This window comes from Clostridium sp. 1001283B150225_161107_B6 (assembly GCF_015556325.1).
In the GTDB taxonomy this organism is placed as follows: domain Bacteria; phylum Bacillota; class Clostridia; order Lachnospirales; family Lachnospiraceae; genus Enterocloster.
In genome coordinates this window covers 86,109-100,476 of record NZ_JADNMD010000010.1, presented here as the reverse complement: position 1 = coordinate 100,476, position 14,368 = coordinate 86,109, and the positions used below count along the sequence as shown (strand labels likewise).

Here is a 14,368-nt window from a genome sequence, read left to right as displayed (position 1 = left end):
GCACACGGACCAGCAGCACACTCTAAATGGCCTGTGCAAGTATCATGGGCAGGTTTACCGCCCGGTCCACTCCCAGCTCCTCAAACAGAGCCGCGTTCCTGGGGTTGTGCACCAGGCACACGGAGCGTTTGATTCCCAGCACCTTCCTGCCCATCTGGCATATCTCAAAATTATCCGTGTCCTCCCGGCCCAGGGCCATGATTACATCGTAATTGCGGATGCCCGCTTCCTCCAGGATAAACTGGCTGCACGGGTCTCCCAGCACTGCATTCACATTGTAGGAAGCAGAGAGATGTTCGCAAAACGCCTCATCCGGGTCTATCACAGTTACCTTATACTTTTTATCCATCAGCAGGCTGATAAGGAAATCCGCATACTCCCCTCCCCGCGCCACTGCTATCTTCATGCTCACACAGCCACCTCCTGACTTACAGTCTCTGCCAGGCGTCCGTAGTCATCTGCCGACAAATCATAGAGACTGATGGGTTTGACAGGCAGGTCCGTGACCAGCTGATGCCTTCCTGTGTCATCCAGACGGGCATATACCTGGCCCACATGGAAAATACAGCTGGCAATCTGGGCCAGCAGGAGGTTGGTATTGTCATCCTGGGTAGATGCGATGAACAGGCCGGCATCCTCAATCCCCGCCGCCTTCAGCACCTGGGGGTCCGTTGGGTCCCCTTCCATCTCATACCCCCTAAACTCCTCCGGCAGATAACGGAAACTCTCCCTGTCCTTATCCAGCACAACGACTCTGTGGCCTTTATGATATAATGACTTTGCCAGCGCTGCCCCTAAAGGCCCGCAGCCTGCGATTACAATACGATTGTTCTTATGGAATAACATACTATCTCCTCCTTCCATCTATATGTTCCCAATTCTATTGTAAAAGAGAACCATATAAAGAAACTAGAGAAAATGTATAAAGAGGGCATAAAGATTCTATAAAGATATCTTCATCCCCCTCTTTATACTAAATACTATACCATGAATGGGGGCTGTGTCAAACCAAACCTGCAGGGCTGCTCCCAGTCATGATATCCGTTCATTTTTCCTACATGACTCCAAATGCCTTATAAAAGAGCCATATGACAGTCCCGCCTATGAGTCCCACGGAGGTTACCACCCCCACCATGAATATGGCCGCCGCCAGCTGCAGAACCACGCTGGAAATCAGCGGAAAACGTTCACACGCATCATCTATTTTCTGTCCCACCGGACTTTTTAACCTGACTATTATTTTAGCCATCATGACAGTTCCCTCTCTTCCTGCTTAAAGGATACTGCCTGCTGCCGTAAAGATTCCATCCATGGTTGGGGCAATTGTATAAATTATTTGCAAATACATGGTTAAGGGGGGCTTATGTCACCGCCCTTCCTCCCATATCCTTTAAACGGTAGGATGTCTCCTCGGCAATGATATTCAGGACATTCTTGTCATTGGGCTTAATGATATCCCCTCCCTTCATCTCCACGCCTATGACCGCATAAACCGTATCGTCCTTATATACCGGCGTGTACCTGGCCCTGGCCCCCGGCAGTGTATCCGTAGAAGCCCCGGCCTTATGACGGTTCTTATAGACCCAGGCCGCCACAGCCATCTCGTCAGGGCTCTTAAACAGGGCCGTAAGCCGGGATGCATCCTCTGCCTCCGAGGCAGGATATATCTTCATCCGGTCCATTTTCCCATCCAGCATGTCATAGATAACAATGTTGCGTTTTAAAAGGCTCTGCACCAGCCTTCCGCATATATCCAGTATCTCTTCCCCGGTGCCTCCCTTTCTCAGATTCCGGTTGATATTGAACAGTATCTGCATATACCCTGACTCTGCCTCGCTTTTCTCTGCCTCCCGCTTCAGCCTGGCTGCCATGGAGCTGGTAACCAGAGCGCAGGCCAGCATGGCTGCAAAGGTAAAGGGATAAATCCTGCCGTCCGCCTGGAAGGTATAGCGGGGAGCCGTAAAAAAGAAGTTAAACAGAAGCACCGAGGCCACGGAGGCCAGAAAACCGTATAGCCCGGCCCTGGTAACATAGGCTGCCAGCATGGTCCCCAGCATATAAATCATGGCCACATTGATAATGCCCAGGCTGTAATGGTCCAGTGCCAGGGAAAGCAGGGTGCATCCGGCCATGATAAGGGCTGTCTTCAGGATATCCATGCCGTATTTTCTTCTGTTTTCCGGTTTCCTGCCCTTCCTGCTCTCCCTGGCTCCTGCGTCCGGTATCACATAAACATCCATATTGGGGACTGCCTTGATGAGACGGTCAATGATGGTGGGCTTTACGTGCAGGACACTGTGTTGCCTCACGGTCCTGCCTATGACTATCTTGGAAATGCCGTTCCTTCTGGCATAGCCTGCAATCTGCTGTACAATGTCATCCCCGTAAAGGGTAATTACATTGGCCCTGAACTGCTTGGCCAGATTAATATTGGCCTCCATGCTCCTGCTGATTTTTGCATGGTTCCTTTTCATGTCCGCTGTCTCCACCAGAACAGCCGTGAAATCCGCGTGGAACGCCCCCGCCATCCTGGCTGCTGTCCTGATTACCCTTGCATTGGTGGGGGATGGGGACAGGCAGACCAGCACGTGCTCACCCGTATAATAGTCCTTGCCCGCCGCATCCCGTTCCCTGACCACCTCCCGGTTGACCCGGTCCGCGGTGCGCCTTAAGGCAATCTCACGAAGGGCGGACAGGTTTTCCGCTGTGAAAAAACGGACACACGCCTTATCCGCCTGGTCCTTATGGTAAATCTTGCCGTCCTCCAGCCGCTGCCTCAATTCCTCCGGGGCAATGTCCACCAGTTCCACCTGGCTGGCATCATCAAATATATCATCCGGAATGCGCTCATTGACCCGCACATGGGTGATAGAAGCAACGATGTCATGAAGGCTCTCCAGATGCTGCACATTAACCGTGGTGTACACATTGATTCCCCCATCCAGCAACTCAATCACGTCCTGGTAGCGCTTCCTATGGCGGCAGCCCTGGGCATTGGTGTGGGCCAGCTCATCCACCAGCACCAGGTCCGGATTCCTCATAAGGGCGGCATCCAGGTCAAATTCCTTCAGGGTGATTCCCTTATATTTTACCGACATCGGGGTCAGCAGCTCCATTCCGGCCAGGAGCTCCATTGTCTCCGGCCTGTCGTGGGGCTCTATGTATCCGGCCACCACATCCCGGCCCGCTGCCATTTCCTGGCGGGCAGCCTCCAGCATGGCGTATGTTTTCCCCACTCCGGCCGCATAGCCGAAAAATATCTTCAGCTTTCCCCTTCCATTGTCATTGTCCCTGGGGAAATTCTGTTTTAAAAGCTGCTCCGGGTCCGGCCTCTCGTCCCTTTCCCCGCCCATAAGCCATTCCTCCTTTCCATATATCCCGGTCCTGAAAACAACGGTAGAGCTGCCGCAAAATGCGGCAACCCTGTATACAATGCAGTCCTGGTTCCAATCATTTTCAAATCAACCCATCCAGCGCCAGATTCACCTTCAGCACATTTACCCTTGGCTCTCCCAGGATTCCCATGAACCTGCCCGTGGTATATCTGTTTATGACTGCCTCCACATCCTCCGTTGTCATATTCCGTTCCCTGGCAATCCGTTCCGCCTGGTAAGCAGCTGCCGCCGGAGAGATTTCCGGGTCCAGCCCGCTTCCCGAACAGGTTACAAGGTCCACAGGAATGGGCTCCTCCCCCTTTTCCGGATGGGCTGCCCTGATTTTCTCCACCCGGTCAGCTATCATGGCTTCAAGCTCGCTGCCTGCCGGTGTTTTATTGGAGGCCCCGGCATATGCCAGAGGCTCTCCATGTTCATCTGTAAATGTTCCTGTATCCACATTCATGATTCTGCCCCACAGATACTGGTTTCCGGTAAACTCCTGGGCCAGCAGGGCGCTTCCGTATTTTGTGCCGTCCCTGCCCACAATGACCGAACCATTGGCCTCATAGCCAAATGCCACATTGGCGGCAGCCGTGATGGCTGCCGGGTAAATCACGCTGGTTATGATTAACATGACCAGGAAAAAACCAACCATTTTTGGTAATACTGCTTTTACTGTATTCATGAACATTCTCCTCACTTTGACTGATTGTGCCGCCTGTCCCGGTTTCCTTCACACATTACGCCACCAGCCCTGTGGCTGTAATCAGCACGTCGATTGCCTTGATTGCTATGAACGGGATAATGATTCCTCCCAGACCATAGACCAGCAGATTCCCGGAAAGCATTCTGGCCGCGGAAACCTCCCTGTATCTGACCCCCTTTAACGCCAGGGGAATCAGGGCCACGATAATCAGGGCGTTGTATAGGATGGCTGAAAACACGGCGCTGTTTGCGCTGTGAAGTCCCATGATGTTGAGAGCCGACAGACCGGGATAGAGTCCCATGAAAAGTGCCGGAATAATTGCAAAATACTTGGCAACGTCATTGGCAATGCTGAAGGTGGTCAGGGACCCTCTTGTCATGAGAAGCTGCTTGCCTATTTTCACTATCTCAATCAGCTTGGTGGGCGAGGAATCCAGGTCCACCATGTTGCCGGCTTCCTTGGCTGCCTGTGTGCCTGTATTCATGGCCACCGCCACATCTGCCTGGGCCAGGGCCGGCGCATCATTGGTACCGTCTCCTGTCATGGCTACCAGATGGCCTCTGGCCTGGTAATCCCGTATCATATCTAACTTTGCCTCCGGGGTTGCCTCTGCCAGGAAATCGTCCACACCGGCCTCCGCTGCAATGGAGGCGGCTGTCAGCGGATTATCGCCCGTAATCATAATGGTCCTGATTCCCATTTTCCTTAAATCCGCAAACTTTTCCTTCACGCCCTGCTTCACAATGTCCTTAAGCTCCACCACACCCATGACACGGCCGTTCTTTGCCACTACCAGAGGCGTTCCGCCCTGGTTTGCAATCCTCTTTACGATGTCCCCGCATTCCCTGCTGAACGTGCCTCCACGCTGGGCCACATAAGCTTTAATGGCGTCTGCCGCGCCCTTTCTAATCTCATTTCCCTTGTAGTCAATGCCGCTCATCCTTGTCTTGGCAGTGAAGGGCACGAAGGTTGCCTGAAGCTCCTCCATATTTCTTCCGCGTATGCCGAAACGCTCCTTTGCCAGGACCACGATGCTGCGCCCCTCAGGCGTTTCGTCCGCCAGGGATGACAGCTGGGCCGCATCAGCCAGCTCCATTTCCTTGTTGCCGTCCACCGGAATAAACGCGTCTGCCTGGCGGTTTCCCAGTGTTATGGTACCTGTCTTATCCAGCAAAAGGGTATCCACATCCCCGGCTGCCTCAATGGCCCTGCCGCTCATGGCCAGCACATTGGCCTGGTTCAGCCTGCTCATTCCCGCAATGCCAATGGCGGACAGGAGGGCGCCAATGGTGGTGGGTGCCAGACAGATTAAGAGGGCCACCAGGTTGGTGACGGATGTGGGGTTGGCTGTCCCTGCTTCCACGGAGGAGAACACGGAGTAGGAGTACAGCGACATGGTCACGAGGACAAATATAATGGACAATGCTACCAGGAAAATCTGCAGTGCCAGCTCGTTTGGCGTCTTTTTTCGGGAAGCCCCTTCCACCATTGCAATCATCTTATCCATAAAGCCCTCGCCCGGATTGCTGCTGACCCTCACCACCATCCAGTCGGATATGACCGTGGTGCCTCCGGTGACAGCGCTTCTGTCGCCGCCGCTTTCCCGGATTACAGGGGCGGACTCGCCGGTAATGGCGCTCTCATCCACTGACGCAGCGCCCTCCACCACATCGCCGTCTGCCGGTATCTGCTCCCCCGCCTCAATGTAAACAAGGTCGCCTTTTTTTAATTCAGTGGATTTCACTCTTGTGACCTCGCTCTTGCGGTCAGCCGATGGAATCCTGGACGCCATGGTATCCTTTCTGCCTGCGCGCAGGGCATCTGCCTGGGCCTTTCCCCTGCCCTCCGCTATGGCCTCTGCAAAGTTGCCGAACAGAACCGTAAACCAGAGGATAACGGATATGGCCAGTATGTAGCCCGGCTGCGCGTCCCTGACGCCTGCCAGGGAAAACAGAAACATCACAAAGGTCAGTATTGCGGATACAAAAACCATGAACATGACCGGATTCTTTATCTGGGTCCCCGGATTCAGTTTAATGAAGGAATCCTTAAGGGCCCTGCTCATAATCTCTTGATTGGAAAATATATTCTTTTTTGGTTCATTCATGTCTCATTGACCTCCCTATGCTATCATCTGGAAAAACTCAGCCACCGGTCCAAGGGACAGGGCCGGGAAAAAGCTGAGAGCCCCTACCAGCAGTACCACGAAAATCAAAAGGAAGATGAACATGGCATTATGGGTGGGAAGGGTGCCGGAGCTGACCGCTACCTTTTTCTTTGCCGCCAGACTGCCTGCAATGGCCAGTGTGGCAAACATGGGCAGGAACCTTACAAACAGCATAACCAGTCCGATGCTCACATTCAGGAATGGCGTATTTGCGTTAAATCCTGCAAATGCGGAGCCATTGTTGCCGCCTGCGGATGAATAGGCGTACAGGACTTCTGAAAGTCCGTGGGCTCCCGGATTATTCAGGCTGTCATGGGTGGAAGGAAGCAGTGCGGCGATACCGCTGCCCACCAGGATAGCCACAGGGGTTGCCAGGCAGACCAAAACAGCCATTTTCATCTCAAAGGGTTCTATCTTTTTGCACAGGTACTCCGGCGTACGCCCCACCATCAGTCCCGCTATAAACACAGTAAGGATGGCGAACCCAATCATGCCGTAGAGCCCGCAGCCCGTACCGCCGAATACCACCTCTCCCAGCTGCATCAGCAGCATGGGCACAAGGCCGCCAAAAGGAGTGTAGCTGTCGTGCATGGAATTGACCGAGCCATTGGAAGCAGCCGTGGTAAATACGGCCCATGTACCGGATGTGGCTATGCCGAATCTGGTTTCCTTGCCTTCCATATTACCGCCTGCCTGCCCCTCAGTCCCCATATAGACTGCGCCGTCCTGGGCCATCTGCGGAGTACCGGCCTGCTCACTGCAGCCCACGATGGCCAGCGCTGCCGCCAGCATGATGAACATGGCCAGGAACACCGCAATGCCCTGTCTCCTGTCCTTCACATTCCTTCCAAAGGTAAAGCACAGGCCCGCCGGTATGAGAAGCAGGGAAATCATTTCAAATAAGTTGGATAACGGAGTGGGATTCTCAAATGGATGCGCCGAGTTGTTGCCCCAGAAACCGCCGCCGTTGGTTCCCAGCTGCTTAATGGCAATCTGGCTGGCAGCCGGCCCCAGAGGAACGACTCCCTTTGTGACCTCTGCGGCAGTTCCGTCCTCCTGTTCCACGACCAGCGGTTCCACCAGCTGAACTTCGTCATACTGCCTGAAGGTCTGCGGAACGCCCTGGGAGGCGATGGCAAGAGATACCACCACAGACAACGGCAGCAGTATGTAAAGAACCGTCCTTGTCATGTCGGCGTAGAAGTTTCCCAGTCCCCTCTCCTTCACGCGGACGAATCCGCGGATTAATGCGAACAATACCACAATTCCCACCGCAGCAGACACGAAGTTCTGGAAATTCAGTCCAATCATCTGGCTGAAATAACTCAAACTTGACTCTCCTGAATATGCCTGCCAGTTTGTGTTGGTGGCAAAGCTGGATGCCGTATTAAAGCCCAGATGCCAGCTCATTCCGTCCATTCCCTGTGGATTAAGGGGAAGCAGGTTCTGGAAACAGAGGATGGACCAGAGCACCGCCAGGCTCAGCACACTGAACACGGCCGTGCACACGGAATACTTTTTCCAGTCCATCTCCTCCTCTTTATCAATCCTCAGAACCCTGTATATCAGGTTTTCCACGGGAAGCAGAAGCCTTGAAAGGAACACCCTCTCCCCGTTCATCACCTTTCCCATGTAGGCCCCAAGGGGTATTGCCAATACTACCAGTATGACACAGTAAACAATCATCTGCAATGCTACATTCATCATTGTTTGTCACCTCTCAATAGAATGATTACCAGGTAAGCCAGTATGACAACTGCGGTTATTCCTATGATACCTAACAGCAACAGCATGGATTATTTTCCTCCTCTTTTCAAGATAGGGGTATGGTATCACATATGGTAATAAAGATTCTATATAAGAGCTGGCGGTCCGGTATAAAAATAGTATTAAGGCTGGCAGAATCACAAAAAGAATACCCCTGTCCCCGGAGAATCTCCAAAGACAGGGGTATTCATACTATGACTTTTCCAACCGTTATACAGCGGTATCACAGACTCTGTGACTCCCAAAACACGGACATAAGCTCCCTGACAGCCCTTCCGCTGTCCACTTCCACTGCAAAGCGCACATACTCTGCCTGGAAAGGATGTTCCCTCAGGTCCGTCACAATCATGCCGCGGCAGTAGGTGCCGCCGCACTCCACCCTGGCCTTCCTGCTCTCGGTCCGGACCAGACTGGGCACCACAGCGCACATCACGGCCAGAGGGTCATGGAGAGGACAGTCACCCATACAGTAATTCTGGGTTTGGTTCCCCTTAAGATAATGGACCATGGCCTGCCTCATATAATCCACTGCCGGACGGCAGGCGGGCCTGCAGCAGCCGGCCAGCCAGTCCAGATGCTCCATCTTAAGCCTGGTCCTCATGGTGACATCCAGCCCCACTGCCGTAATATCCATGCCTGAGACAAACACTTCATCGCAGGCCCGGGGATCGCAGGCCACATTGGCCTCTGACACAGGAGATACATTTCCGCCCATGTTCAGGGTTCCGCCCATCATTACAAGTCTTTTTACCTTTTTGGCAAATCCGGGATATTCCCTGAGCGTACGGGCTATGTTGGTCAGCGGCCCAAGGGGGATGACCACCAGCTCTCCCTCATACTGTTCTGCCAGCTCCATGTGGAACCGGCTCACGTCCACATCCCTTGTCCTGCGGCGGCTGGGAGGCAGTTCCACATTCCCCAGCCCGTTGGCGCCGTGTATAAAGGCAACCCGGCCGTCCCACTCCCGGCATGAGGGCTTCTCCTCCCCCACTGCCACCGGTATGTCAGGCGCGCCTGCCAGGTCCAGTATCTTCATGGTATTCTCCGCTGCCAGCCACGCTTCCACATTGCCGCACACCGTTGATATGCCCACTATGTCTATTTCAGGATTAAAAAGCGCGTACAGAAGGGCGATGGAATCATCCACCCCTGTATCCACATCCAGTAAAACCTTCATCTGTCTCTCCTTTTCCAATGCATCATGCAGAACATCCCTGCTCCTGCGCCGGGCATTCATCCTCTGCCCTCCCGGCTGTTCCCCCTTCCCCGGCGCACTCTGCCGCCAGTTCCAGGGCGCACCGTATCATGCTGTCCAGGCTCTGCTCCCTTTCCTCATTGGTAAGGGCCCTGTCATGGTGGATGCTGCTTCCCACGGTCAGCATGCCAAGGGCTCTTCTGCCTGCCCTGGCAGCCGTACAATAAAGGGACAATGTCTCCATCTCCTGGACCAGCACTCCCATTTTTTCCCACTGCCCCTTTTCTCCCAGGCTGTCCTCATAGAACACATCCGAGCTGTATACATTGCCTACCCGGAAGGGCGTACGGCTGCTCCTGGCCTGGGCTGCTGCTGCTTCCAGAAGCCCGAAATCCGCTATGGGCGCAAAGGTTCCCGGAAGATGGTACTGGGACGGAAAATTCGAGTTGGTGCAGCATCCCATGGCCAGCACCAGTTCTCCCACCTCCACATCGCGGTGAACCGCGCCGGCAGTCCCCACCCGGATGATTGTATCCACATCATAATTGTGGTAAAGCTCGTACGCATAGATACCCATGGAGGGAATACCCATTCCGCTGCCCTGGACCGATATCTTACTGCCTTTATAATAACCCGTATATCCGTTCATGCCCCTTACCCGGTTGTAGCAGAATACATCGGTCAGATAGGTCTCTGCAATGTATTTTGCGCGCAAAGGGTCACCCGGCATCAGGACAGCCTTGCCAATCTGCCCTGGTCCCGCTTCATTATGGAAGGTTTTCATATTTGATTACTCCGTTTTCTTTATTATATTCCTGTCATTCTTCCTGCGTATGCTCAGCTCATGCTGCTCGGAACCAAAGAACAGCTTCTGTGACAGCACCGGCGTATCATACTCGGAGTACAGCACCTCTTCCAGTATCAGAATCGGGTCCCCCTCCTGCATGTTCAGTATATTGGCCAGGCGCTCCCTGGCCTGCCCCAGGCGGATTTTAGTATCGCTGTAAAGGCCGCCCTCGGACAGCAGTCCGGTATAGTACTGGTATACTGTATCCGTATTCTCCAGGTCCACATCGCTGTTGTCCAGCACCTCATGGGGCATATACACCATGGCAAATCCAGCCGGCGTATCGCCGCAGTAATAGGTTATGTCAATAACTGCCACCACACTGGAGGGCCGCAGCTTAAGCACCTGCTGGTGCTTTTGTGTTGCCGGCTGAAACCCTATGGTGGTCACTACTTTATCAATGGGCCGGCTGCAGAAATCCACAATGGGGTTTCCCACCTTCTCCAGCCCGCTTTTGCTCATATCCTGGTTGGAAAGCACAATATTGCCCTTTCCCTGATGATTTATGATTAAACCATCTTCCTGAAGAAGCAGCATGGCCTGCCGCAATGTGCCTCTGCTGACTGCAAGCTGTTCTGCCAGGATGTTCTCTCCGGGCAGCTTATCCCCAGCCTTGTACTTTCCCTCTTTCAGCCATTGGCTGATGGTCTCATAGGCAGTCACATACAACGGTATTTTTACATTCTTCTCATTTATCACATTGTCCTTCACAGGTCTGCTTGCTCCTTTCGTGCGCCCGGCGGGCTGCTCTCACTATAGCTCACTATAGATTAGTATAGAACTAATCCACCAATTTGCCAAGTGCCTCCGGACCTTTCACCCGCTTTCCCACAAACAGCAGTACCAGCAGCGTCACCCCATAGGGGAGCATCTGGACAAACTGGGATGGGATGGATGCGTCCGTCAGATAGAACCTGGCGGCCTGGGCCACTGCAAATATCATTCCGGCTCCCATGGACCCCAGAGGCTGCCAGCCGCCGAAGATATTGGCCGCCAGTCCCATAAATCCCCTTCCGGCCGTCATATCCGACACAAACAGGTTGTTCTGGGATATGGACAGGTAGGAACCGGCCAGCCCGGCGATGCTTCCCGCCGCTATCATGGCAATGTAACGGTAGCGGTTCACCTGCACACCGGCTGTCTGTACCGCATAGGGCTGGTCCCCGATGGCCCGGTACCTGAGGCCGAACTTGGTCTTATAAAACACAATCCACACCCCGGCCACAATCAGGAACATGGCATAGAGATAGGGGGACTGGTCCTTAAACAGGGCTCCAATAACCGGAATACCGGAAAGGCCGGGTATGGTCAGATTGGAAATGGATGGAACGGATTCCGACATTCCTTCCGTCTGCCAGATTGCCTTCAGCATCACGGCCGTGATGCCGCTGGCAAAGAGATTGATGCCCACGCCCACCACGGACTGGTGAGCCTTCCATTTCAGGCAGAAGAGGGCATAGAACCAGCCAATCATACCGCCCAGGACCACGGACAGAAGCACCCCTGCCATGGCTGAGCCTGCGGCGTAGGACCCGGCTGCCCCGGCAAATGCGCCTATCAGCATGATTCCCTCCACGCCCAGGAGTATGATGCCTCCGCGCTCGGCAATGGTGCCGCACAGGGCGCCCAGTATGATGGGTACTGAAAGCTGCAGGGTTAGTCCGATAAAATTATTAATCATGTCCATATGTCATCCTCTCTTTCTGCTCCACTTAATCAGTTCCGGAGCTGCTACCAGAAGTATCACCAGGCTCTGTATCACCGTCACCATGTTGGTGCTTACCATGGTTTCACGGCTCATACGCAGCGACCCCATATCCATGATTCCAAAAAGCAGCGCAGTCAAAAGCACGCCCGCCGGATGGTTCCTTCCCAATATGGCCACGGCGATTCCCGTAAAGCCAAAGGACGGGGAAAATCCCTCTATAAAGCGGTGGTATTTCCCAAACACCTCTGTGATGCCTGCAAGGGCAGCGATTCCGCCGCTGATGGTCATGGACATAATGAGGAACATATTGACACGGATGCCGGCTGTTCCGGAGGCAAAGGGATTGGCTCCCACCGCCCTCAGCTGATACCCTACCGAAGTCTTCCACAGGAATATGTACATGGCTGCCGCCACAAAGAGCAGCAGGAACAGGGCATAGGTGAGCTGGGTCCTGGGCAGCAGCTTGCCGAACCAGATTCCTTCGGCTATAAGCTCTGTCTGGGCCGTGGAGCCCTCTGTCTTAAAGGGCCCGTTTACCAGCCAGGATGTAAAAAGTGTGCAGATATAGTTGAGCATAATGGCCACGATTACTTCATTGGTGCTGAACCTGGCCTTAAAAATGCCGGGCACACTGCCCACAATCATGCCTGCCGCGATTCCTGCCAGAATACTGATTACAAGCAGCAGGGGCGCGGGAAGGGAACGGAAGCAAAGGGCCGTGATGACGCTGGCCATGGCGCCCGCATGGAGCTGTCCCTCTGCTCCGATGTTTAACATGCCGCACCTGGACCCCATTGCCACGGCCAGGCCCGTGAAGGCCAGGGGAATGCTCTTGCTGATTGTATTGGCCAGGGACTGCGGTGTTCCCAGTGCCCCTTGAATCAGGGAACCATAGGCTTTAACAGGCGATTCACCTGCCAGGAGGATGAAAAGGGCTCCTATAAGAAGCGCAAGCCCTATGGATGCCAGGGATTTGCCTATTTCCGCCGTGTGTCTGCTGCTGCGGCTTTTTTCATCTGCCCCGGCCGTTTTGCCTGCCTGGGCGTTTCCGTCTGCCTGGGCTTTTTTACTGCTGTTCCATTTCATGAGCCCGCACCTCCTGTTTTTTTCCTGCCATGAACAGTCCGATTTCTTCTTTTGTATATTCCCCGTTGTCAAACTGGGCGCTGACCTCTCCCTCGTAGAAGACGGCAATGCGGTCGCTCAGGTTCATGACCTCTGAAAGCTCTGCCGATATAAGCAGGATTGCCTTCCCCTGCTCCTTCAACTGCAGCAGTGTCTTATGTACCCGCTCAATGGCTCCGATATCCAGTCCCCTTACAGGCTGGGCCACCAGCACAAGACTGGGGTCATGGCTGATTTCCCTTCCCAGGATTACCTTCTGCTGGTTGCCGCCTGAAAGCTGTCCAATCTCCTGGTCCACGCCCGCTACCTTGATTTCAAACTCCTCCACCTGTTTCCTGGCATCCTGCCTCAGTTTCTCATAATCAATAAATCCCTTCCTGCAATACTCAGGCGTTTCCTGATAACCCAGAAGAAAATTCTCTGTAATGGAAAAGCTGGGTATCATTGCATTCTTGTGACGGTCCGACGGGATGTATCCCAGGCCCATGGCCTTCCTGTCCTTGACAGCCATGTTCCTGACCGGAATTCCATTGATAAGAATCTCGCCTTCCTTTACCCTGCGGTTTCCCACAATCATTTCCTCCAGCTCCTGCTGCCCGTTTCCATCCACCCCGGCAATGCCCAGGATTTCTCCGGCCCGGACCTTCAGACTGACGGTTTCCCCTGCTCTCTCGTGAAGCCGCACGCCTTTCAGCTCCAGCACGGCCTCACCGGTCTGCTGCCCTCTCTTTGCCACAATGCTCTCCACCTGCCTGCCCACCATCTGGGTGGCCAGTTCTTTTTCGCTGGTGGAGCCGGTGTCGCACCGGAACACCACCTTTCCCTTCCTGATAACAGTAATCCGGTCAGACAGGGACATGGTCTCGTTCAGCTTATGGGTGATGAATATGATGGTCTTGCCGTTTGCCCTTAACTGGCGCAGTATCTTGAACAGCTCATCCACCTCCTGGGGCGTAAGAACTGCGGTTGGTTCATCCAGTATGATGATGTCAGCTCCCCGGTACAGAGTCTTAAGTATTTCCACCCGCTGCTTCATGCCCACGGACAGGTTCACCACCTTCTCCTCAAGGTCAATCCTGAATCCGAACCGTTCCACCAGTTCCTCCACCTTTTTCCGGCTTTCCTTCCGGTTGAGGAACAAGCCGCCGGACTCCTTTCCCAAAATGATGTTCTCAAGGACCGTCAGCTGGTTCACCAGCATGAAGTGCTGGTGGACCATTCCGATTCCCAGGGCATAGGCATCATTTGGATTGGCTATGGCTGCCTTTTTCTCATTGATGAATATCTCTCCTGCATCCGGATGGTACAGGCCGAAGAGAATGTTCATCAGTGTGCTCTTTCCAGTTCCGTTCTCTCCCAGGAGACAGTGGATTTCCTGCTGCCCCACAATGAGGTCAATCCCGTCATTGGCCCGTACCGGCCCAAAACATTTGACGATTCCAATCATTCTGATTGCGTCCATATCTTCCTCCTATA

Annotated in this window: 13 protein-coding genes; all 13 read right to left on the bottom strand. The window is 53.8% G+C overall.

Annotation, left to right across the window (positions count from 1 at the left end; genetic code table 11):
- Positions 1–22: 22 nt before the first annotated feature.
- Positions 23–406, bottom strand: coding sequence for an NAD-binding protein (locus I2H39_RS20585; protein ID WP_138306593.1), 384 nt, complete (start codon positions 404–406; stop codon positions 23–25).
- Positions 407–408: 2 nt separating this feature from the next.
- Positions 409–846, bottom strand: a complete 438-nt coding sequence (locus tag I2H39_RS20580; RefSeq protein ID WP_138306472.1) for an NAD-binding protein — start codon at positions 844–846, stop codon at positions 409–411.
- Positions 847–1,054: 208 nt separating this feature from the next.
- Positions 1,055–1,252, bottom strand: coding sequence for a hypothetical protein (locus tag I2H39_RS20575; protein ID WP_138306471.1), 198 nt, complete (start codon positions 1,250–1,252; stop codon positions 1,055–1,057).
- 109 nt (positions 1,253–1,361) lie between these two features.
- Positions 1,362–3,353 (bottom strand): DUF4118 domain-containing protein, encoded by a 1,992-nt coding sequence (locus tag I2H39_RS20570; RefSeq protein WP_195627410.1) that lies wholly within the window; start codon positions 3,351–3,353, stop codon positions 1,362–1,364.
- Between the two features lie 103 nt (positions 3,354–3,456).
- Positions 3,457–4,062 (bottom strand): potassium-transporting ATPase subunit KdpC, encoded by a 606-nt coding sequence (kdpC, locus tag I2H39_RS20565; RefSeq protein ID WP_138306469.1) that lies wholly within the window; start codon positions 4,060–4,062, stop codon positions 3,457–3,459.
- 55 nt (positions 4,063–4,117) lie between these two features.
- Complete coding sequence (kdpB, locus tag I2H39_RS20560) at positions 4,118–6,190, bottom strand: potassium-transporting ATPase subunit KdpB (RefSeq protein WP_195627409.1); 2,073 nt, start codon at positions 6,188–6,190, stop codon at positions 4,118–4,120.
- Between the two features lie 15 nt (positions 6,191–6,205).
- Positions 6,206–7,957 carry a potassium-transporting ATPase subunit KdpA gene (gene kdpA, locus I2H39_RS20555; protein ID WP_195627408.1) on the bottom strand — a complete coding sequence of 584 codons (1,752 nt, stop codon included), beginning with the start codon at positions 7,955–7,957 and terminating at the stop codon, positions 6,206–6,208.
- Positions 7,958–8,240: 283 nt separating this feature from the next.
- Complete coding sequence (locus I2H39_RS20550) at positions 8,241–9,194, bottom strand: nucleoside hydrolase (RefSeq protein ID WP_195627407.1); 954 nt, start codon at positions 9,192–9,194, stop codon at positions 8,241–8,243.
- A gap of 22 nt (positions 9,195–9,216) precedes the next feature.
- On the bottom strand, positions 9,217–9,996 hold the full coding sequence (gene deoD, locus I2H39_RS20545) for a purine-nucleoside phosphorylase (RefSeq protein ID WP_227147010.1): 780 nt from the start codon (positions 9,994–9,996) through the stop codon (positions 9,217–9,219).
- A gap of 6 nt (positions 9,997–10,002) precedes the next feature.
- Positions 10,003–10,770: a GntR family transcriptional regulator gene (locus tag I2H39_RS20540; protein WP_138306465.1), complete on the bottom strand. Its 768-nt coding sequence runs from the start codon at positions 10,768–10,770 to the stop codon at positions 10,003–10,005.
- 70 nt (positions 10,771–10,840) lie between these two features.
- Positions 10,841–11,746: an ABC transporter permease gene (locus I2H39_RS20535; RefSeq protein WP_138306464.1), complete on the bottom strand. Its 906-nt coding sequence runs from the start codon at positions 11,744–11,746 to the stop codon at positions 10,841–10,843.
- 3 nt (positions 11,747–11,749) lie between these two features.
- Positions 11,750–12,853, bottom strand: coding sequence for an ABC transporter permease (locus I2H39_RS20530; protein ID WP_138306463.1), 1,104 nt, complete (start codon positions 12,851–12,853; stop codon positions 11,750–11,752).
- Positions 12,834–14,354 carry an ABC transporter ATP-binding protein gene (locus I2H39_RS20525; protein WP_138306462.1) on the bottom strand — a complete coding sequence of 507 codons (1,521 nt, stop codon included), beginning with the start codon at positions 14,352–14,354 and terminating at the stop codon, positions 12,834–12,836. The genes I2H39_RS20530 and I2H39_RS20525 overlap by 20 nt, the downstream gene beginning before the upstream one ends.
- Between the last annotated feature and the right edge of the window lie 14 nt (positions 14,355–14,368).

Coding starts and splice junctions, on each gene's coding strand:
- I2H39_RS20580 (WP_138306472.1), bottom strand. CDS start 846: ATGTTATTCCATAAGAACAATCGTATTGTAATCGCAGGCTGCGGGCCT.
- I2H39_RS20585 (WP_138306593.1), bottom strand. CDS start 406: ATGAAGATAGCAGTGGCGCGGGGAGGGGAGTATGCGGATTTCCTTATC.
- kdpA (WP_195627408.1), bottom strand. CDS start 7,957: ATGATGAATGTAGCATTGCAGATGATTGTTTACTGTGTCATACTGGTA.
- I2H39_RS20535 (WP_138306464.1), bottom strand. CDS start 11,746: ATGGACATGATTAATAATTTTATCGGACTAACCCTGCAGCTTTCAGTA.
- I2H39_RS20570 (WP_195627410.1), bottom strand. CDS start 3,353: ATGGGCGGGGAAAGGGACGAGAGGCCGGACCCGGAGCAGCTTTTAAAA.
- deoD (WP_227147010.1), bottom strand. CDS start 9,996: ATGAAAACCTTCCATAATGAAGCGGGACCAGGGCAGATTGGCAAGGCT.
- I2H39_RS20530 (WP_138306463.1), bottom strand. CDS start 12,853: ATGAAATGGAACAGCAGTAAAAAAGCCCAGGCAGACGGAAACGCCCAG.
- I2H39_RS20525 (WP_138306462.1), bottom strand. CDS start 14,354: ATGGACGCAATCAGAATGATTGGAATCGTCAAATGTTTTGGGCCGGTA.
- I2H39_RS20575 (WP_138306471.1), bottom strand. CDS start 1,252: ATGATGGCTAAAATAATAGTCAGGTTAAAAAGTCCGGTGGGACAGAAA.
- kdpC (WP_138306469.1), bottom strand. CDS start 4,062: ATGAATACAGTAAAAGCAGTATTACCAAAAATGGTTGGTTTTTTCCTG.
- kdpB (WP_195627409.1), bottom strand. CDS start 6,190: ATGAATGAACCAAAAAAGAATATATTTTCCAATCAAGAGATTATGAGC.
- I2H39_RS20550 (WP_195627407.1), bottom strand. CDS start 9,194: ATGAAGGTTTTACTGGATGTGGATACAGGGGTGGATGATTCCATCGCC.